This window comes from Massilia sp. TWP1-3-3, from assembly GCF_049897805.1.
Classification (GTDB): Bacteria; Pseudomonadota; Gammaproteobacteria; order Burkholderiales; family Burkholderiaceae_D; genus Telluria_A.
This window is the reverse complement of sequence record NZ_JAFCWX010000007.1, coordinates 214,689-232,964: the sequence shown is the minus strand read 5'-3', so window position 1 is coordinate 232,964 and position 18,276 is coordinate 214,689. Positions and strand designations below refer to the sequence as shown.

The 18,276-nt window shown below is 63.4% G+C and carries 18 protein-coding genes; 10 read left to right on the top strand and 8 right to left on the bottom strand.

The genetic code is table 11. The features are described 5' to 3' along the window. The first annotated feature begins 1 nt into the window (after position 1). Positions 2-817: a DUF3025 domain-containing protein gene (locus ACP7D4_RS09480; RefSeq protein WP_426208798.1), complete on the top strand. Its 816-nt coding sequence runs from the start codon at positions 2-4 to the stop codon at positions 815-817. Positions 818-866: 49 nt separating this feature from the next. Here ACP7D4_RS09480 and recG read toward each other — a convergent pair whose 3' ends face one another. Further along, positions 867-2,918, bottom strand: coding sequence for an ATP-dependent DNA helicase RecG (gene recG / locus ACP7D4_RS09475; RefSeq protein ID WP_426103873.1), 2,052 nt, complete (start codon positions 2,916-2,918; stop codon positions 867-869). Positions 2,919-3,113: 195 nt separating this feature from the next. On the opposite strand from recG, the gene queA reads away from it, so the two are divergent. The 8 genes from queA to ACP7D4_RS09435 all read left to right on the top strand — a co-directional run bounded on the left by queA (position 3,114) and on the right by ACP7D4_RS09435 (position 11,372). Further along, the gene (gene queA, locus ACP7D4_RS09470; protein WP_426103928.1) at positions 3,114-4,136 is read left to right on the top strand and encodes a tRNA preQ1(34) S-adenosylmethionine ribosyltransferase-isomerase QueA; all 1,023 of its coding nucleotides are present in this window, start codon (positions 3,114-3,116) and stop codon (positions 4,134-4,136) included. A gap of 2 nt (positions 4,137-4,138) precedes the next feature. After that, complete coding sequence (tgt, locus tag ACP7D4_RS09465) at positions 4,139-5,278, top strand: tRNA guanosine(34) transglycosylase Tgt (protein ID WP_426103872.1); 1,140 nt, start codon at positions 4,139-4,141, stop codon at positions 5,276-5,278. Between the two features lie 162 nt (positions 5,279-5,440). Continuing rightward, entirely contained in the window at positions 5,441-5,776 is a 336-nt protein-coding gene (gene yajC / locus ACP7D4_RS09460) for a preprotein translocase subunit YajC (protein ID WP_426103871.1), read from the top strand. 54 nt (positions 5,777-5,830) lie between these two features. Next, positions 5,831-7,699 carry a protein translocase subunit SecD gene (gene secD / locus ACP7D4_RS09455; RefSeq protein WP_426208796.1) on the top strand — a complete coding sequence of 623 codons (1,869 nt, stop codon included), beginning with the start codon at positions 5,831-5,833 and terminating at the stop codon, positions 7,697-7,699. Positions 7,700-7,747: 48 nt separating this feature from the next. Then, the gene (secF, locus tag ACP7D4_RS09450; RefSeq protein ID WP_426103869.1) at positions 7,748-8,770 is read left to right on the top strand and encodes a protein translocase subunit SecF; all 1,023 of its coding nucleotides are present in this window, start codon (positions 7,748-7,750) and stop codon (positions 8,768-8,770) included. Between the two features lie 75 nt (positions 8,771-8,845). Then, positions 8,846-9,538, top strand: coding sequence for a helix-turn-helix transcriptional regulator (locus ACP7D4_RS09445; RefSeq protein ID WP_426103868.1), 693 nt, complete (start codon positions 8,846-8,848; stop codon positions 9,536-9,538). A gap of 62 nt (positions 9,539-9,600) precedes the next feature. Continuing rightward, a complete protein-coding gene (locus ACP7D4_RS09440) occupies positions 9,601-10,218 on the top strand; it encodes a glutathione S-transferase family protein (protein WP_426208794.1) in 618 nt (205 codons plus the stop codon). A 59-nt stretch (positions 10,219-10,277) separates the two neighbouring features. Next, positions 10,278-11,372 (top strand): hypothetical protein, encoded by a 1,095-nt coding sequence (locus ACP7D4_RS09435; RefSeq protein ID WP_426208793.1) that lies wholly within the window; start codon positions 10,278-10,280, stop codon positions 11,370-11,372. A 132-nt stretch (positions 11,373-11,504) separates the two neighbouring features. Here the strand turns inward: ACP7D4_RS09435 and ACP7D4_RS09430 are convergent, their stop codons facing one another. The 7 genes from ACP7D4_RS09430 to ACP7D4_RS09400 form a co-directional block, all read right to left on the bottom strand. After that, positions 11,505-12,623, bottom strand: coding sequence for a sterol desaturase family protein (locus ACP7D4_RS09430; RefSeq protein WP_426103865.1), 1,119 nt, complete (start codon positions 12,621-12,623; stop codon positions 11,505-11,507). 4 nt (positions 12,624-12,627) lie between these two features. After that, entirely contained in the window at positions 12,628-13,401 is a 774-nt protein-coding gene (locus tag ACP7D4_RS09425) for a hypothetical protein (protein ID WP_426103864.1), read from the bottom strand. Continuing rightward, positions 13,398-14,429, bottom strand: a complete 1,032-nt coding sequence (locus tag ACP7D4_RS09420) for a transketolase family protein (protein WP_426103863.1) — start codon at positions 14,427-14,429, stop codon at positions 13,398-13,400. The genes ACP7D4_RS09425 and ACP7D4_RS09420 overlap by 4 nt, the downstream gene beginning before the upstream one ends. After that, entirely contained in the window at positions 14,426-15,274 is an 849-nt protein-coding gene (locus tag ACP7D4_RS09415; protein WP_426103862.1) for a transketolase, read from the bottom strand. Before ACP7D4_RS09415 ends, ACP7D4_RS09420 begins: the two co-directional genes overlap by 4 nt. A 302-nt stretch (positions 15,275-15,576) precedes the next feature. After that, positions 15,577-16,410: an HDOD domain-containing protein gene (locus ACP7D4_RS09410; RefSeq protein WP_426208791.1), complete on the bottom strand. Its 834-nt coding sequence runs from the start codon at positions 16,408-16,410 to the stop codon at positions 15,577-15,579. Between the two features lie 95 nt (positions 16,411-16,505). After that, positions 16,506-16,787 (bottom strand): hypothetical protein, encoded by a 282-nt coding sequence (locus ACP7D4_RS09405; protein ID WP_426103860.1) that lies wholly within the window; start codon positions 16,785-16,787, stop codon positions 16,506-16,508. Further along, positions 16,784-17,251 carry a MarR family winged helix-turn-helix transcriptional regulator gene (locus ACP7D4_RS09400; RefSeq protein ID WP_426103859.1) on the bottom strand — a complete coding sequence of 156 codons (468 nt, stop codon included), beginning with the start codon at positions 17,249-17,251 and terminating at the stop codon, positions 16,784-16,786. Before ACP7D4_RS09400 ends, ACP7D4_RS09405 begins: the two co-directional genes overlap by 4 nt. 114 nt (positions 17,252-17,365) lie before the next feature. Here ACP7D4_RS09400 and ACP7D4_RS09395 point away from each other — a divergent pair, with 114 nt between their 5' ends. Next, entirely contained in the window at positions 17,366-18,268 is a 903-nt protein-coding gene (locus tag ACP7D4_RS09395; RefSeq protein ID WP_426103858.1) for a DMT family transporter, read from the top strand. Positions 18,269-18,276 lie beyond the last annotated feature (8 nt).

The window sequence follows — 18,276 nt, the reverse complement described above, 5'->3', positions numbered from 1 at the left end:
GATGTTCCCGCAGATTGACTGGACGCGCCGCTGGTACGATTCGGTGCGGCCCGCCTTTGCGGGCCTGGACCCGGACCTGGACGCGCTCGGCCTCACCGGCGCTCTGAATGCCGGCGCCGCCGCGCTGGCGCTGGTGAACCAGCGCGGCCAGCCGGTGCGCTTTGTGCCGCAGGCCGATTTGCCCGAAGGGCGCGCCTACGAAGAATTCATCGGCGCCACCGGCTGCGTGCCCACGCGCGAGAACCTGCATGACTTTTTCAACGGCCTGGTGTGGCTCACTTTCCCGCGCATCAAGCTGCAGCTCAATGCCTTGCAGGCGGCGCAGATCGCGCTGGCGGGCGTGGGCAAGTCGCGCGGCGCGGCGCGCGACGGCGCTACCATCTTTGATGAAAATTGCGCGCTGCTGGTGGTGCGCCAAGGTTCGCAAGGCGCAGCGCTGGTCGAGGCCTTGCGCGCGCATTTGTGGAGCGAAGCCTTGCATGAACGCTGCGCCGCGTTCGGCCCCGACGTACAGGTGTGGCTGTTCGGGCACGCACTGATGGAAAAGCTGGTCGCCCCGCGCAAGGCAATCACCGCGCACACGCGCGTGGTGCCGGCAGGCGACGCCTTTTTCGCGCTCGATCACGATGCGCAGCGCACCTGGATCGACGCGCACGTGGCCGCATCGCTGGCCGCCGAAGGCTTGAGCACCGCCTGCTTTACACCGCTGCCGGTGCTGGGCGTGCCGGGTTGGTGGGAGGGCCAGGACGCCGCCTTCTACGCCGACGCCAGCGTGTTCAGGCCCAAGCAAAAGTGGCAACCGATACCGCAAACGTAGGGTGGAAAAGCCCAACGGGCGCATTCCACCATGCGCCGCCCAAGACCCATCAAACCTTCAAGAATTCTTCCTTGCCCCCGAGCCAGCGCGCCAGATGCGCCTCGACCACATCATCAACCGCATCATGAATCAGTTTGTGCGCCACGCCGCGCGCCTGCTCCACCAGCCACTGGTCGGTCTCCAGATCGGCAAACCTGAGCATCGCCTGCCCCGACTGGCGCGCGCCTAAAAATTCGCCCGGCCCGCGAATTTCCAGGTCGCGCCGGGCGATCTCGAAGCCATCGGTGGTCTCGCGCATCGTCATCAAGCGCTGCTTTGCAATCTGCCCCAGCGGACTTTGATACAGCAGCAGGCACACGCTGGCCGCCGAGCCGCGGCCCACGCGCCCGCGCAGCTGGTGCAACTGCGAGAGGCCAAAGCGCTCCGCATGTTCGATCACCATCAGCGACGCGTTGGGCACGTCCACCCCCACCTCGATCACGGTGGTGGCCACCAGCACTTGCACGTCGTTGGTGGTAAAAGCGTCCATCACTTCCTGCTTTTCGGCCGGCTTGAGGCGGCCATGCACCAGCCCCACCTGCAAGTCGGGCAAGGCCTCGGCCAGCATCGCATGCGTGTCGGTCGCCGTTTGCAGCTGCAGCGCCTCGGACTCCTCGATCAGCGGACAGACCCAGTACACCTGCCGGCCTTCCAGCGTCGCCGCGTACACCCGTTCGATGACTTCATCGCGCCGGTTCTGGTCGATCGCGCGCGTGACGATGGGGCTGCGGCCAGGCGGCAGCTCGTCGATCACCGACACTTCAAGGTCGGCGTAATACGTCATCGCCAGCGTGCGCGGAATGGGCGTGGCCGACATCATCAGCTGGTGCGGCGTCTTGCCATTGCTGCCCTTGTTGCGCAACGTCAGGCGCTGGCCCACGCCAAAGCGGTGCTGTTCGTCGACGATCACCAGTCCCAGTTTGGCAAATTGCACCGTGTCCTGGATTAGCGCATGGGTGCCGATCACCAGTTGCGCCTCGCCCGATTCAACCAGCGCGGTGGCGGCGACCTTGTCCTTTTTTTTCAGGCTGCCGGTCAGCCACACCACTTTCACGCCGAGCGGCTCCATCAACGCGGCGATTTTGCGAAAGTGCTGGTCGGCCAAAATTTCAGTCGGCGCCATCAGCGCGGCCTGGTAGCCGCTGTCGATGGCTTGCGCCGCCGCCAGCGCCGCCACCACCGTCTTGCCACTGCCGACGTCGCCCTGCAGCAGGCGCTGCATCGGGTAGCCGTTTTTGAGGTCGGCGCGAATCTCCTTGAGCACGCGCTGCTGGGCGCCGGTCAGCTTGAAGGGCAGTTCTCCCAAAAAGCCTTCGGACAGCGCGCCGACCGTTTTGAGCACCGGCGCGCCTTTCACGCGGCGCGCCCGCTGCGCGCGCTTGAGCGAGAGCTGCTGGGCCAGCAGTTCGTCGAACTTCATGCGCACCCAGGCCGGGTGCGAACGGTCGACCAGCGCGTTGGCGTCGATTTCCTGCGGCGGGTAGTGCAGCAGGCGCACCGCCGGTTCAAAGTTCGACAGGCTCATCGACGAGAGCAGGGCGGCGGGCAGGGTGTCGGCCCAGTCGACCCGCTTCATGGCGTCGGCGATGGCGCGCCGCAGGATGGCTTGCGAGAGGCCTTCGCCGGACGGATACACGGGCGTGAGTTCCTTGGGCAGCGGTGCGCCTTCATTGACCACCTTGTAGCCGGGATGGACCATCTCGGCGCCGAAAAAACCGTGTTTCAGTTCGGCCCGGGCGCGCACGCGGGTGCCTTCGGCCAGCTGCTTGACCTGGCTGCCGTAAAAATTCATGAAGCGCAGCAGCAAGTCACCCGTTTCGTCGGCGATGGTGACGAGCAGCTGGCGCCGCGGCCGGTAAGAAATCTCATTCTTGGTGACCACGCCTTCCACCTGCGACACGTGGCCGCCGCGCAGGCACGCCTCGCGGATAGGGACCACTTGCGTCTCGTCCTCGTAGCGCATTGGCAGGTGCAGCACCAGGTCCATATCGGTGTGCAGCCCCAGCTTGGCGAGCTTGCTTTCGTTGGTTTTTGGCGCGGCTTTTGGTTTTGATGGGGGCATATTGCTGCGATTTAGCTGCGCTAGGATAAAATAGAGGGTTGCCCGACGCGTGAGCGCTATTGTACGCAGTCGCGGCCACTCTTGGCGGATTGCATCCGCCCTACGGTTCGTAGCCGGAAAACCGTAGGGCGAATAAGCAAAGCGCAATCCGCCAAGCGTCACGTTGACTCAATCTCTTCTATGCTGATTCAAACTATGTATTCGCTCTCCAACTTCGATTTCGACCTGCCCCCGGAACGCATCGCGCAACTGCCGCTGCCGGACCGCAGCGCCTCGCGCCTGCTGCACCTGGACCTTGACACCATCATCGACCGCCAGTTCGGGGACATGGTCGACCTGCTGGTTCCCGGCGACCTGCTGGTAATGAACGACACGCGCGTGCTCAAGGCGCGCTTTTTCGGCGTCAAGGAAACCGGCGGCAATGTCGAGGTGCTGGTCGAGCGCGTGCTCGACAAGCGCACCGTGCTGGCCCAGGTGCGCGCCTCCAAGTCGCCCAAGCCGGGCAACAAGATCCGCCTGGCCGACGCTTTCAACGTCACCGCGGGCGAGCGCGCCGGCGAGTTTTTCACGCTCACGTTCGACGGCGACGTGTTCGACCTGATCGAAGCGCACGGCCGCCTGCCGCTGCCGCCGTACATTGAGCATGACGCCGACGCATTCGACGAAACGCGCTACCAGACCGTGTATTCGCGCGAGCCGGGCGCGGTGGCCGCACCCACCGCCGGCCTGCATTTCGACGAAGCCCTGCTGGCCAGGCTGAAGGCCAAGGGCGTCAACTTCGCCTACGTCACGCTGCACGTGGGCGCCGGCACCTTCCAGCCGGTGCGGGTGGAAGTGCTGGCCGAGCACAAGATGCACACCGAGTGGTACAGCGTGCCGCAAGCGACCGTGGACGCGGTGCGCGCCGCCAAGGCCGCCGGGCGTGACGTTGTCGCCGTCGGCACCACCAGCCTGCGCGCGCTCGAATCGGCGTCGCAGTCGGGCCAGCTGGAAGCGGGCAGCGCCGACACGGCCCTGTTCATCACGCCCGGCTACACCTTCAAGACCGTCACGCGCCTGATTACCAACTTCCACCTGCCCAAGTCGACCCTGCTGATGCTGGTGTCCGCCTTTGCCGGTTATGAACCCATCCGGCGCGCCTACGCGCATGCGATCGCCAGCGAATACCGCTTTTTCAGCTATGGCGACGCCATGCTGCTCACTACAAAGAACGTTTAAACATGCTCGACTTCAAACTCCTGAAAACCGACACCAGCGGCCTGTCGCACGCGCGCCGCGGCCGCCTGACGCTCAATCACGGCGTCATCGAAACGCCGATCTTCATGCCGGTGGGCACCTACGGCTCGGTCAAGGCGATGTCGCCGGTGGAGCTGAAGGAAATCGGTTCCCAGATCATTTTGGGTAATACCTTCCACCTGTGGCTGCGTCCGGGCACGCAAGTGCTCGACAAATTCGGCGGCCTGCACGGCTTCATGGGCTGGGACGGGCCGATCCTGACCGATTCGGGTGGCTTCCAGGTGTTTTCGCTGGGCGCAATGCGCAAGATTACCGAAGAAGGCGTCAAGTTCCAGTCACCCATCGACGGCAGCAAACTGTTCCTCTCTCCCGAAATTTCGATGCAGATCCAGCGCTCGCTCAATTCCGACATCGTGATGCAGTTCGACGAATGCACGCCTTACGAGATTGACGGCCGGCCGGCCACGACCGAGGAAGCGGGCAAGTCGATGCGCATGTCGCTGCGCTGGGCCCAGCGTTCGATGAATGAATTCACCCAGGGCCAGAACCCGAACGCGCTGTTTGGCATCGTCCAGGGCGGCATGTTCGAGCATTTGCGCGACGAGTCGCTGGCCGGCCTGGAAGAGATCAACTTCCCCGGCATTGCGATTGGCGGGCTATCGGTGGGCGAACCGAAGGAAGACATGATGCGCATGCTGGCGCACGTCGGACCAAAGCTGCCGGCCAACAAGCCGCACTATCTGATGGGCGTGGGTACGCCGGAAGACCTGGTGGCCGGCGTGGCAAATGGCATCGACATGTTCGATTGCGTGATGCCGACCAGAAATGCTCGCAATGGCTGGCTGTTCACGCGTTTTGGCGATGTGAAGATCAAGAATGCACGCTACAAGGAAGACATGGGCCCGCTCGATGAGAGTTGCGACTGCTATTGCTGCAAAAACTTTTCGCGTGCATATCTGCATCACTTGCACCGCTCGAAAGAAATTTTAGGGGCGCGGTTGAATACGATTCACAACCTGCATTATTACCTGAAGTTGATGAGCGAAATGCGCGATGCGATCGATGCTGACCGGTTTCATGCGTTCAGGCTGGAGTTCAACGCTGCCCGCGCCCGCGGCGTTTAACGGTGGGGTGCCTGGCGGCCCAACACAAATTTATTGCAAATCAACACCTTGCAAAAACAAATTAACAGGCCAACTACCCCCAATTGGTCTTGGCACACCCGTCGATGCTAGAATACAGCGCTGCTTTTTTTACTCATTCAACCAATTCACCCTGGAGTTCTCGTGTTTATTTCTAACGCCTACGCACAAGCGGCCCCCGCTGCTGCAAATTCCGGCCTGATGGGCAACTTGTCCACCTTCCTTCCTTTGGTATTGATGTTCGTGGTCATGTACTTCCTGATGATCCGCCCGCAGCAGAAGAAAGCCAAGGAACAGCGCCAGATGATGGACGCGCTGGCCAAGGGCGATGAAGTCGTCACCGCCAGCGGCATCCTGGGCAAAGTCACCAAAGTGCTCGACACCTACGTGATGCTCGAAATTGCCGCCAACACCGAAATCACCGTGCAAAAGCACGCAGTGACCACCCTGCTGCCAAAAGGCACCCTGAAGTCGCTGTAAGCCTGACGGGCGGCATCGCGCCGCTTGCCTGCTCAATCTGACCGCTGGAATACTATGAACCGCTATCCCGTCTGGAAATACGTTTTGATCGTCATCGCGCTGCTGTTCGGCGCGCTGTACACGGCGCCCAACTACTTCGGCGAATCGCCGGCGTTGCAGGTGACGACCGGCCGCACCACCCTCAAGATCAGCGCCGACACCGCACAGCGCGTGTCCGAGGCGCTCAGGACGGCTGGCGTTGCGGCGCAGGCAGTCCAAGTCGAGGGTAGCGGCAACACCACCTCGGTGCGCGTGCGCTTTATTACCACGGACGAGCAGTTCAAGGCCAAACTGGCGCTCGAGCGGGCGCTGAACACCGATCCGGCCGACCCGAACTATATCGTCACGGTCAACCTGGTGAAGAACACGCCCAAGTGGATGCAACTGGTGCATGCCGCGCCGATGAACTTGGGCCTGGATTTGCGCGGTGGCGTGCACTTCCTGCTGCAGGTGGACGTTGCGGCCACCACCGACAACAAGATCAAGGGCGTGGTCTCGAGCGTGCGCAGCCAGCTGCGCGGCAAGAGCCTGCACACCGGCATTGAGCGCACGGGTAACAGCGTCGAAATCAAATGCCGCGATGCAGATAGCTGCACCAAGGCGCGCGAACTGCTGGCCAAGGAGACGACCGAACTGCTGTTCGCCGAATCCGTGGATGGCGAAGGCAGCAAGCTGGTCTTGTCGATCAAGCCGGAAGCGCTCAAGAAAGCCACCGAAGAAGGCGTCAAGCAAAACATTGCCACGTTGTCCAAGCGGATCAACGAACTGGGCGTGTCGGAGCCGATCATCCAGCAGCAGGGCGCAGACCGCATCGTGGTTCAGCTGCCGGGCGTGCAGGACGTCGCCCACGCCAAGGACATCATCGGGCGCACCGCCACGCTCGAACTGCGCATGGTCGACACCAGCGTCACGCGCGGCACCGAGACCAGCGCCACCATTCCACTGAACTCGGAATTGTTCACCGCCGAACAGGGCGGTCCGGTGGTCGTGTACAAGGACATTGTTCTGACGGGCGACTACATCAGCTCGGCCATCGGCACCGTCGACCAGAACCATCAGCCGGTCGTGTCGATTGAGCTGAACGGCGACGGCGGGCGAAAGATGCGCGCAGCCACGCGCGAGCGGGTCGGCAAGGGTATGGCCATCTTGCTCAAGGAAAAGGGCAAATATAGTGTTTTGTCGGTCCCGACCATCCAGGAAGAACTGGGCAGCCGCTTCAATATCACCGGCATGGGCACGGCGGAACGATCGAACGAACTGGCGCTGCTGCTGCGCTCGGGCGCCTTGTCCGCGCCCATGGAGTTTGTCGAGGAGCGCGTGATCGGCCCTCAGCTTGGCGCCGAGAACATCGAAAAAGGCTTGTACTCGACGGTATATGGCTTCATCGCCATCGCCATCTTCATGATCTTGTACTACCACATGTTTGGTTTCTTCAGCGTCGTGGCGCTGGCGTCCAACCTGTTGTTCCTGCTGGCCTTGCTGTCGCTGTTGCAGGTAACGCTGACCCTGCCCGGTATTGCCGCAATTGCGCTGGCGCTGGGCATGGCAATTGACGCCAATGTACTGATCAACGAGCGCATCCGCGAGGAATTGCGCAGCGGGGCGTCGCCGCAGTCGGCCATCGCCACCGGTTTCGACCGCGCCTGGGCCACCATCTTCGACTCCAACGTCACCACGCTGATCGTCGGTATCGCGCTGCTGGTGTTCGGTTCCGGTCCGGTGCGCGGCTTTGCCGTGGTTCACTGCCTGGGTATCCTGACGTCGATGTTTTCGGCGGTATTCCTGTCGCGCGGTGTGGTCAACCTTTGGTACGGCAGCAAGAAAAAGCTCGGCGGCGTATCGATTGGTACCGTCTGGACGCCTGGCCTTTCGGTCGCGAAATAATACGTATTCATCAGTACCCAAGACGTACTCACTACAACAGGATTTAAGATGGAATTTTTCCGCATCAAGAAAGATATTCCCTTCATGCGCCATGCGTTGATTTTCAACGTGATTTCGGCGCTGACCTTCGTGGCAGCCGTGTTTTTTCTTTTTACCAAGAACTTGAATTATTCGGTCGAATTTACCGGCGGCACGGTGATGGAACTGCGTTATCCGGCCGCGGCCAATCTTGAAAAAATCCGCGCCGACTTGCACAAGCTCGGCTACGAGGCGCCTGAAGTGACGCCTTTCGGCACCGCGCAAGACGTCATGCTGCGCCTGCCGCCAGTCAAGGTCGTGCCTGGCGCAAGCAGTTCGCAGATCGTCTTCGAGACCCTGTGCAAGGCCGAGGGCGGCGAGCCCAAGTCGGTGGAACTGGCCGATGCCAAAGGCGTCAAACAGACCAAGGCAAGTTGCTTCAACCCGGCCAACGCGCAGGTGCTCGAACAGCGCAAAGTCGAGTTCGTCGGTCCGCAGGTGGGTGACGAACTGGCCACCAATGGCGCATACGCGCTGATCATGGTGGTCTTGTTCGTGATGGTCTATCTGGCGGTTCGCTTCGAATGGAAATATGCACTGTCGGCCATCATCGCCAACTTGCACGACGTCGTCATCATCCTGGGCTTTTTTGCCTTCTTCCAGTGGGAGTTTTCGCTGGCGGTGCTAGCCGGCGTGCTGGCGGTGCTGGGCTACTCGGTCAACGAATCGGTGGTGATTTTTGACCGAATCCGCGAAAACTTCCGCAAGGTGCGCAAGGCCAGCGTTGAAGAAGTCATTGACAGCGCGATCACCAGCACCATTTCGCGCACCATCATCACCCACGGCTGTACCCAGATGATGGTCCTGTCGATGCTGTTCTTTGGCGGCACCACGCTGCATCACTTTGCCATCGCGCTGACCATCGGTATCTGCTTCGGCATTTACTCGTCGGTGTTCGTGGCGGCGGCAATCGCCATGTGGCTGGGCGTCAAGCGCGAAGACTTGATCAAGCCGATCAAGGAAAAAGATGAAACGGACGGGGCCGTCGTCTAACGCGACTGCCTGAGCCGCTTTGCAATACATGCCGTGTAGCCTTTGCGCTACGCGGCATTTTTCATTTGGAGAACCATGAGCCGCACCGGACGCCTGTTCCTGCTGATGGACGCGCTGCGCGCCAACCGCCGCCCCGTCACCGCCGCCGCGCTGGCCGACAAGCTCGGCGTATCGGAACGCACCATCTACCGCGACATCCAGACGCTGGCCGGCCTGGGCGCGCCCATCGAAGGCGAAGCCGGGGTCGGCTACCTGCTGCGCGCCGGGATGTTTTTGCCGCCGCTGATGTTCAGCCCCGACGAACTCGAAGCGCTGGTGCTGGGTGCGCGCTGGGTCCGGCAGCAGGGCGACGACGGCCTGGCCCAGGCGGCCAGCAACGCGCTCGCAAAAATTGCCACCGCCACCCCGCGCGACCTGCGCGACGCCATGGCAGAAACCAGCCTGTGGGTGCCGGGTCCGCGCGCGGCGCGCTCGAGTGAAGCGTTCCTGCAGCCCGCGCGCGAAGCGATTCGCCACGAACACAAGCTGCGCATGCTGTATTGCGACGAGGCCGGCAAGGAATCGGAGCGCGTGGTGTGGCCGTTCGCGCTGGCGTTTTTTGAAGGGCGGCGCATCCTGGCCGGCTGGTGCGAACTGCGCTCGAGCTTTCGGCACTTTCGCATCGACCGCGTTAGGCAGGCGGACAGCACGGGCGAGCGCTATCCGGCGCACCGCAGCGACCTGCTGGCGCGCTGGCGCAAGGAACTCGATATCGACCCGGACTCCTGACAGAAACTGTCGCAGGCCGCCCTTATGATGAAGGTCTGTTCACAACACCAAGGAGATATGACATGCGACTCTACACCAACCCCCTGTCATCGAATGCGCGCCGCGTGCGTCTGACCGCCCACCTGTTGGGCATGCCGCTCGAGCTGCTCGAAGTCAACCTCAAGGACGAGGCAGAGCGCAAGCGCCTGCGTGAGATCAACCTGAACGGCAAGCTGCCGGTGCTGGAAGATGGCGATTTTTCGTTATGGGAATCGTGCGCCATCATGCAGTACCTGGCCGACCTTTCGCCGGACCAGGAACTGTACCCGCAAGATGCGCGCGCCCGTGCCGACGTCAACCGCTGGATGTTCTGGGTCAGCCAGCATTTCGCGCCGGCGGTCGGCGTGCTGACGTCTGAAAATATCTGGAAAGCCATGCGCGGCATGGGCGAAGCCGACCCGCGCGAACTGGCGCGCGGCGAACGCGAGCTGCTGCAGTTCGGCGCCGTGCTCGACGCCCAGCTTGAAGGGCGCGAATGGGTGACCGGCAAGTCGATCACTTTGGCGGACCTGGCGATCGCCCCGTCGCTGATGTACATCGAGCGCGGCCGCCTGCCCCTGGAGCGCTTCCCGAATGTGATGGCCTGGTTCGAACGCATCAAGGCACTCGAGGCCTGGCAGCAAACCGACGTGCGCTGGTAACCTACATTGCCCCGAAAGCTCCTACAATCAAGTGCAGGAGCTTTTTTTACGGGTGAACGATGCAAGACACTGGCGCGGCGGCTTGGCAAAACACTCCCGGCTGGATCGGCGGGCGCAGCTTTGACCGGTGCTTTTTCTTTGGTGCCGGAATGCTGGCCGTGGCCGCAGGCTCGCTTGCGCTGGCGGTGCCGGCAACCATCATGCCGCTGTGGTTATTGTGGCTGTGGCTGATTGAAGGGCCGCACCTGGTGGCGACCTGGCAGCGCACCTACCTCGACGCGCAGTGCCGGCGCGAACGGCGGCGCATGCTGCTGGTCAGTTTGCTGTGGCTGCTGCCGGCGCCATTCATGCTCATTGCATCATGGTGGCTGGGCCGGCCCGACCTGTTCTTGCTGCTGCTGGGTGGCGCCGCGCTATGGTCGTATCACCATGCGGTGCGCCAGCATCACGGCATTGTGTCGGTGTACCAGCGGCTGGGCAAGGCCAGCGCACAGGCGCGCCTTCTCGACAGCGGCCTGCTGCACGCCACCATGTGGGGCGCGGTCGCGCTGTTCATTTTTTTGCACCATTTCAATCGTGCCCAGCTCGGTCTGGCGCCTGCGCTCGGGCACGGCGAGCGCGTTGTCGCCGCCGTGCTGGCCGGCGCGCTGGGGCTGGCCGTGTGCGGGTGGATGCTGGCGCTGGTGCAGCGCTGGCGGCGCGGCGAGACGCTCAGGCCAGGCTTGCTGGCACTGTTCGTGGCGGTCGGTAGCACGCTGTTTGCGTTTTTTGCGGTGGGGATGCGCGAGCCGCTGCTGCCAGGGGTGCTGACGCCCGAGCAAGTGTTCATGGCCGCCAGCGTGGTGGCCGGGATTGTGCATGGGATGCAGTATCTGGGGATGGTGATTGCCACCAGCCGCCGCCGCGCTGCCGATGTGTTTGGACGCAAGCCGCTGCTGGCGTATGGGGTGATGGTAGTGGTGTCGCTGCTGTATCTGTGGCTCACGTTCTTGCGGGGCGCGCCGCCGCCCGGGCAACTGGCGCCCTCGCACGCGGCGCAGATGTTTCTGGCGCTGTACTGGGGGCTGTTTTTTCATCATTACTGGCTCGATCAGCAGATCTGGAAGCCGTCGGTGGATGCGCGCTTGCGGGCGGAGCTGGGGCTGGTGCGGTAGACGGAGGCAACGGGCAGTACGCATGGTTTTCCCGGCGTCTTTCGAGATCGGGCGGTAGGACCGTAGGTCGGATTGCGCTTCGCTTATCCGACCTACGGTCCTGCAGCACGTTCATACCGGCGGCAGCGCCGCTCACGCCAGCAGCACCCAGGCACCGGCGGCCAGCGTGACGGCGCACCTGGCAGCCTCCACCGCCCACGCCCGGCGCCGCCCATCGAGCAAGCCGCCAATCGACGACAGTGCCGCCACCGTCGCCACTGCCGCAGCCAGCTGCCACTGCCACGCAAAATCATCGCGCGGGATCAAGACCAGCAGCGACAAGCACAGCGTCACCACAAACTGCACAGCCGCATAGATCTTGACGCCGCGCCCAATGCTCGCCGCCGGCAAGGCCGTTCCCGGCACCGGCGCGCGCGCGCCCGCAGGCAGCGTCCCGGGACGCCCGAACAGCACGCGCAAGCCTTCGCGCCATGACCCGGCCTGGCGCGCCAAGCGCCACAGGTCGCGCTGCAGCACGAACTGCGACCTGACCCCGTCATGCGTCTCATAGCCGTTGCTGCTGCCGTACTGCGGCGCGTGCGCCGGATCGCGCCGCACGTGGGTGCCGAACAGCCGGTCCCAGATGCACAGCATGGCCCCAAAATTCTTGTCCACATACGGATCGTTCTTCGCGTGGTGCAGCACATGCGACTGCGGCGTGACGAAGATACCCAGGCTGGGAAAACGAAACTGTTCGGTATGCGTCAGCAGTGCATGCAGCGACATCAAGGTGGTGATGATGAAAAAATGCGCGGTCGGCACCCCGGCCAGTGGCAGCCACACATAGAACGGAAACGAATACAGATCTGAAAACCAGGCGTGCCGCATTGCGACCGTATAGTTCATCTGCTCGGGCTGATGATGCACGCCGTGCACCGTCCAGCAGGCCGCCACGCGGTGGTCGAACCGGTGGTGGCAGTAGTGGCCAAAGTCGGCCAGCACCAGCGCCAGCACCCACGGCTGCCAGCTGCCCGCGCCCCAGTGCAGCAGCGCGAAATGGCGAAACGCCCACTCGTACAGGAGGATCAGCGCGGGACCCAGAAACAGGCCGATGACCATCGTGCCAAGGCCGGTGGACAGATTGTTGATCGATACGGGCAGCGTGATGGCGGGCATCCCGCGCTTTTTTGCGCGCCGTGCTTCAAGCCAGATCAGCAGGAAATACAGCGGCACCCCGAACGAATAATACGCAGTCGTCTCCATCGCCTTCATGCAATCAACCCTCCACCAGCAGCTGGTCGACCTGCTGCATCAGCAGGCTGATTTTGCGGCTGTACTCGGGGCTACCGATCACTTCGACCGCGCCGCCACGCACGCCGTCCATCTGGCTGCCGGTGGCGGTCAGCACCGCCAGCGCGGCGTCCACATCGGGGAACACGAAATGCACGAACGGCTCGCGAGCGGTGCAGGCGCCGCGCCCGGTCAGTACTTTGCCTTCCTTCATGCGCAGCCAGCACACGATGCCTTCGCGCGCCACGGTCCACTGGTACAGCCGGTCGGGGCTTGCCGCGGTGAGCGCCGTCATGCCGGGGTGAGCGCCATGCTGCAGCTCGGCCAGCGCGCGCGTGACAAGCTGCAGCAGCAGCGTCACGCGCAAGCTGCGTTGTGCAGGTTCGAGCGGCGCCGCTTGCGGCTGCAGCATGTTGAGCGTGGCGAACAGGCGCGCCACGCGCGTGAACAGCACCGGATGGCGCAGAGCGCCTGACACCGATGGCAGCACCAGTGCCCCACCGAAAAACGCGTTGAGGGCGGCGACATCCTTGAACGTGAACTCCAGTTCGGCCGGGCCAATGTCGTGGGTGACCTGCAGCGCGCCGCCGGCAAACACCAGGCGCGCGGCCAGCGGCGAATTCGCTACCGCGATCTGCACGCTCGCCTCCACCTTGGCGAACGCGCCGGCCATGGAGGGAAGGTCGCGCACCACCAGTTCCAGCAGCGGCACCAGGGCGCGCAGGAAGACGCGCGCGCGCAGTTCCTCGCGCGCGCTCACGGGGCGTTCTCCCAATCGACACGCTCGGTAAAGTCGGCGCCCATCATGGCGGCGATGGCGGCCAGGATCGCGTCTTCATCGAAGCCTCCGATATGCATCAGGTCTTCGGGAACGCCCATCGGCAGGAAAGTGTCCAGATGGCCCAGGCGCCGGAAACTGCAGCCCTGGCCCGATTCGGCGATCACTTCGGCCACCGCGGTTCCCAGGCCGCCGACGATGGAATGGTCTTCGACCGTGATCACCCGCCCCACCTCGAGCACGGCGGCCAGCACGGCGGCGCGGTCGAGCGGTTTGACCGATGCCACGTTCAGCACCCGCACGCTCACGCCGTGGCGCGCGGCCCGGCGCGCGGCGCGCAAGGCTTCGTGCACGCACGGGCCGATGGCCAACAGCGCCACGTCGGAGCCAGGCGCCAGTTCGCGCGCCTTGCCGATTTCAAAGGGCAGGCCGTGCAGGGCCGGCAGGTCGGGTTCCACGCCGCGCCCCAGGCGCAGGTAGACCGGCCCCGCGTGCGCCAGCGCGGCCAGCAGCGCGGCGCCCATTTCATGGCCGTCGGCGGGGGCCAGCACCACCATCCCGGGAATGCCGCGCATGATGGCCAGGTCCTCGACGGCGTGGTGGGTCGGCCCGCCCTGGCCGTAGGCCACGCCCGCCAGCGTGCCGATGATCTTGACGTTGCGCGCGCCGTAGCCGATATCGGTGCGCACGAATTCGGCCGCGCGCAGCGTGGCAAACGTCGCGTAGCTGCACACCACGGGCGTAAAGCCGGTCGCGGCCAGGCCGGCCGCCACCGCCATCAGGTTTTGCTCGGCGATGCCGACATTGAAATAGCGCTCGGGGAAGGCCGCCTTGAAGCGGCCGATCTTGGTCGAGTTGCCCAGGTCGGCGGTGAGGGCGACGATGAGGTGATCGGCATGCCCGGCCTTGACCAGCACCTCGCCCCAGGTTTCGGCCTCGCTGATCAGGTTGACGTCTTCGACGGTCCAGGTGAAGCCCTGGATCTTGGCGCTTGCGTGGCTCGTGCTCATGCCGGCGCTCCCGCGCGCACCGACGCCAGCGCCACGGCCAGCATCTGCGAGTCGAGCGCGCCGTAGTGCCAGCGCGCCTGGTCCTCCATGAAGGCCACGCCCTTGCCCTTGACGGTGTCGGCGATGATCACGCTGGGCGCCTCGCACGGCGCGCACGCCTGCGCGAGCGCGTCGGCCAGCGCGTCGTGGTCGTGGCCGTCGCAGGTGACGGCGCGCCAGCCGAACGACTGCCATTTCTGCGCCAGCGGTTCGAGCGGCACTTCCTGTTCGGTGAAGCCATCCATCGTCAGCCGGTTGCGGTCGACAATGGCGATCAGCTTGTTCAGGCGCTGGCTGGAGGCCGCGATCGCCGCTTCCCAGGTCGAGCCTTCGTAGCATTCGCCGTCCGACAGCAGGCACACGGTGCGCGAAGGCCAGCGGTGCAGGCGCGCGCCGAGCGCCATGCCGGTGGCGATGCCCAGGCCGTGGCCGAGCGAACCGGTGGCCGTCTCGATCGCGCTGACCTGGCGGTGGTCCATGTGCATGCCCAGCGCGCTGCCGGTGTCGCCAAAGTTGGACAGCAGCGCAGGTTCGAGCAGGCCGCAATCGGCCAGCACCGCAGCCAGTCCAAGCCCGCCGTGGCCCTTGGACAGGATGAAGCGGTCGCGCTGCGCCCAGTCGGGCCGCGCAAGGTCGAAGCGCAGCACCCGGTGATACAGGGCGACCAGGATGTCGGTCTGGCTCAGGGCGCCGCCCACGTGGCCGGAACCGGCGTCGTAGACAATCTGGAGGATGCTTTCGCGCACGCGCATGGAGGCGTCGCGCAGGCTGGTACGCTCGGCGGCGGTCAGCACGCTGTTTGACATGAAGTCGGCATCCGGGCTTTCGAATTAGGTAATCGCTAAGTTTGCGATACTAATACGTGCGCAGCGCGGTGGCAACTAGTCTCGTTGTCAGGTACCGAAGAGGGAAAAAAAGCGCATGATGAAGCTTCCAAACGTGCTGGAAATCAATTAATTCGTATTTCCTCGTGGAATCTTTTGCTTGTGTGTGGCAACGCACAGAAAGAAAATACACGAGGAACTATAGTTCAGTTGTCTCTTTCAGGACATCCCTAGTTTTGGACTTGGCCCGCTCTTACCAGCGGGCGTTTTTTTGTCCAGCGCTTTTACAGCAGTGCCGCCGTGAGCGTCTTGACCTCTTCGGCCGACTCTTCGAGGATGCTGTTCAAGGTGCCTTCGCCAATCACGAAGTCGATCGTCGAAGCAGACTGCATGCTGGTCGCGCCCGCGCGCTCATGCAGCGGGGAGGCGATCGGCGAAAGATCGTTGGCCAGCAACAGGGTGTCGCCCAAGGTTTCCGGCGGCAAGGCGCGCATGCCCGCCCACAAGCCTTCAATGGCTTGCATGACAGCCGCAGGCACATTCAATTTTTGCAACACACAGCGGCCAATCTGCACTTCGCCGTACTCGACCCATTCCTCCGGGTCGCCGTCCAACAGGCCCGGAAACTCTTCCGCGCGCGACAACAGGTAAAAGCCGCCCACTTCGTGCACGATACCGGCAAACAGCGCCGTTTCAGGGTCGAGGTGCGCCACCCGTTTGGCGATCACCTGCGAGAGCGCAGCCACGTGCGCCGAATGTTTCCACAACTGATCGGCCTTGGCGCGCAGGGTGGGCTGGGTGATCTTGCTGTCGAGCTGGCGCACGATGACGGCCGCCGCCAGCGCATTGAGCGTGCGAAAACCCACCCGCTGCACGGCATTGCGCACATTGGTGATTTCGTTGCCGGAGCGGTTGTAGGCGACCGAGTTGGCGATGGCGACGGTGCGCGCGGCCAGCAGCGGCTCGGACTGCACCAGGCGCGCGGCGACCTCGGCATGGCAATCGGGATCGTTCAGCGCCCGTTGCAGCTTGAGCGTGGCATCCACGTTGGTGGGAAAGGTAAGCTCGCCGCGGCTTGCTTGAGCAGCAATGCTCTTGAAGGCTTCAAGTCTGTCCATGAGAAATTTATACCCCTATAAGTTGGTCAAAACTTGCCGCCAAAGAGTGCTTCGAAGCATTATTCTACGCCTGTGCTGCGCGTTTGTGCAGCAGATTAAGGCTCGCTGAAAATGGCGTCGTAGCCATCTTGCGGTGCTTCCGTATCCTTCAGCTCATCGACCAGGCCCAGGTCGAAAAGTTCCTCCACCGCATTCATGAAACTGTTGACCTTGGTCGCGCCGATCAGGCGGTAAATGTCGCCCTCTTCGTTGCGCACGCCGATCAGCATTTTTTCCTGGCGCACTTCGTCGGGCGTGGCCACGTTCAATAGCAAGTTGCCAATGATGTTCTTGTCAAATTTGGCGGGAGTCTGGCCTTCGAGCAGGGTGGTTTTCAAAATTCTTCCTTCTGTTGTTGTGTTGTGGGGCAGGTGGAACGCTCGGCCAGGAGTTGCTTGAGCTTGCGCAGCGTGTGGTCCATGGCATCGAAATCGGCATCGGAATAGGGCGCGAACAGCGCCTTGCCCTGGGCGACGACGGTCGGAAAGACGTCGGCAAAGATTTTTTCGCCTTGCACCGTCAGGCGCACCGAAAAAGAACGCTTGTCTTCGCTCGAGCGGATTCTTTCCACCAAACCCTTGCTGTCGAGGCGCTCGATGACGCCCGTCAGCGTGCCCTTGGTGATCAAGGTCTTGTCGCCCAGCTCCTTATACGTCATCCCGGGCGTATTGCCCAGCGTGGCGATAATGTCGAACTGTGCATGCGTCAGGCCGCAGCGGCGCACCGCCTCGCCGGAAAACCGCTCGAAGCCTTGCAGGCATTCCGCCAGCAAGCGCACACTCTTTAGATAACGTTCCCCCATAGGCATTGATTATAGCTGGCTACGCCGAATTTGCCCCGGCCACATTCGCGTTTTGCCCGGTGGACAGGTACCATAGCGCCCTGATTCCACGCGCCAATCGTCAAAAGGAAGCACATGAGTTACCAGTTGCGGGGCATTCTGGCCCTGCTGGTCGTCACCCTGGTCTGGGGCACCACCTTTCCCGCCATGAAAGCGCTGACGGCGGCCGTCTCGCCGGCCTGGATCGTGTTCACCCGCTTTGCATTGGCGGCGCTGCTGCTCGCGCCCTTTCTGGTGCGCGGCGCGCGCGCCGACCTGCGTTCCGGCCTGCTGCTGGGCTTGTTGCTGTTTTTTTGCTACGTGTTCCAGGTCGAAGGCTTGAACCTGACCAGCTCGAACCGCAACGCCTTTATTTGCGGGCTCAATGTACTCATCGTCCCGCTGCTGGGCATCGTGGCCGGGCGCGCTCCCGAGCCGCGCATCTGGATTGCGCTGGCGCTGGCCGTGGCCGGGCTGGGCGCGCTGTCGTGGGATGGCGGCGCGTGGGGCTTTGGCGACACCCTCGCGCTGGGCGCGGCGCTGTGCTTCGGGCTGTACGTCAAGATGATGGAAGTGCACACCCGCGCCGCCACGCGCCTGATGACCATCACCGCGATGCAGATTGCCACCGTGGCCGCTTGCGCGGCGCTGTGGCTGCTGGCGACCGAAGTACCGTTTGCAAGGCCCGCCTTTGACGTCTACGCGCAAAACATTGCTACGGCGCTCGAGGGCGGCGCCTACAATATTGTCTACCTCGGCGTGGTGGCCACGGCGGCCATCATCTCGCTGCAGACCTGGGGGCAGAGTCACAGCAGCGCCAATGAAGCGGCCGTGATCTATGCCTTCGAGCCGGCGGCCGCCGCGTTTTTCGCGTTTTTCTGGCTCGGCGAAACGATGACGGCGCGCGGCTGGATCGGCGCGGCGTTGTTGATCTCCGGTATGATAGTGAGTCAATGGAACAGCGAACGGCGTCCTGCCGGCGCGCTGGTGCCCGAGTAAGCCGACAA

Bases quoted from the DNA above. Each gene is read 5' to 3' on its own strand.
- ACP7D4_RS09435 (WP_426208793.1), top strand. From the start codon at position 10,278: ATGCAAGACACTGGCGCGGCGGCTTGGCAAAACACTCCCGGCTGGATC.
- ACP7D4_RS09420 (WP_426103863.1), bottom strand. From the start codon at position 14,429: ATGAGCACGAGCCACGCAAGCGCCAAGATCCAGGGCTTCACCTGGACC.
- ACP7D4_RS09400 (WP_426103859.1), bottom strand. From the start codon at position 17,251: ATGGGGGAACGTTATCTAAAGAGTGTGCGCTTGCTGGCGGAATGCCTG.
- secF (WP_426103869.1), top strand. From the start codon at position 7,748: ATGGAATTTTTCCGCATCAAGAAAGATATTCCCTTCATGCGCCATGCG.
- ACP7D4_RS09445 (WP_426103868.1), top strand. From the start codon at position 8,846: ATGAGCCGCACCGGACGCCTGTTCCTGCTGATGGACGCGCTGCGCGCC.
- ACP7D4_RS09410 (WP_426208791.1), bottom strand. From the start codon at position 16,410: ATGGACAGACTTGAAGCCTTCAAGAGCATTGCTGCTCAAGCAAGCCGC.
- secD (WP_426208796.1), top strand. From the start codon at position 5,831: ATGAACCGCTATCCCGTCTGGAAATACGTTTTGATCGTCATCGCGCTG.
- ACP7D4_RS09480 (WP_426208798.1), top strand. From the start codon at position 2: ATGTTCCCGCAGATTGACTGGACGCGCCGCTGGTACGATTCGGTGCGG.
- ACP7D4_RS09440 (WP_426208794.1), top strand. From the start codon at position 9,601: ATGCGACTCTACACCAACCCCCTGTCATCGAATGCGCGCCGCGTGCGT.
- ACP7D4_RS09395 (WP_426103858.1), top strand. From the start codon at position 17,366: ATGAGTTACCAGTTGCGGGGCATTCTGGCCCTGCTGGTCGTCACCCTG.
- tgt (WP_426103872.1), top strand. From the start codon at position 4,139: ATGCTCGACTTCAAACTCCTGAAAACCGACACCAGCGGCCTGTCGCAC.
- queA (WP_426103928.1), top strand. From the start codon at position 3,114: ATGTATTCGCTCTCCAACTTCGATTTCGACCTGCCCCCGGAACGCATC.
- ACP7D4_RS09415 (WP_426103862.1), bottom strand. From the start codon at position 15,274: ATGTCAAACAGCGTGCTGACCGCCGCCGAGCGTACCAGCCTGCGCGAC.
- ACP7D4_RS09430 (WP_426103865.1), bottom strand. From the start codon at position 12,623: ATGAAGGCGATGGAGACGACTGCGTATTATTCGTTCGGGGTGCCGCTG.
- recG (WP_426103873.1), bottom strand. From the start codon at position 2,918: ATGCCCCCATCAAAACCAAAAGCCGCGCCAAAAACCAACGAAAGCAAG.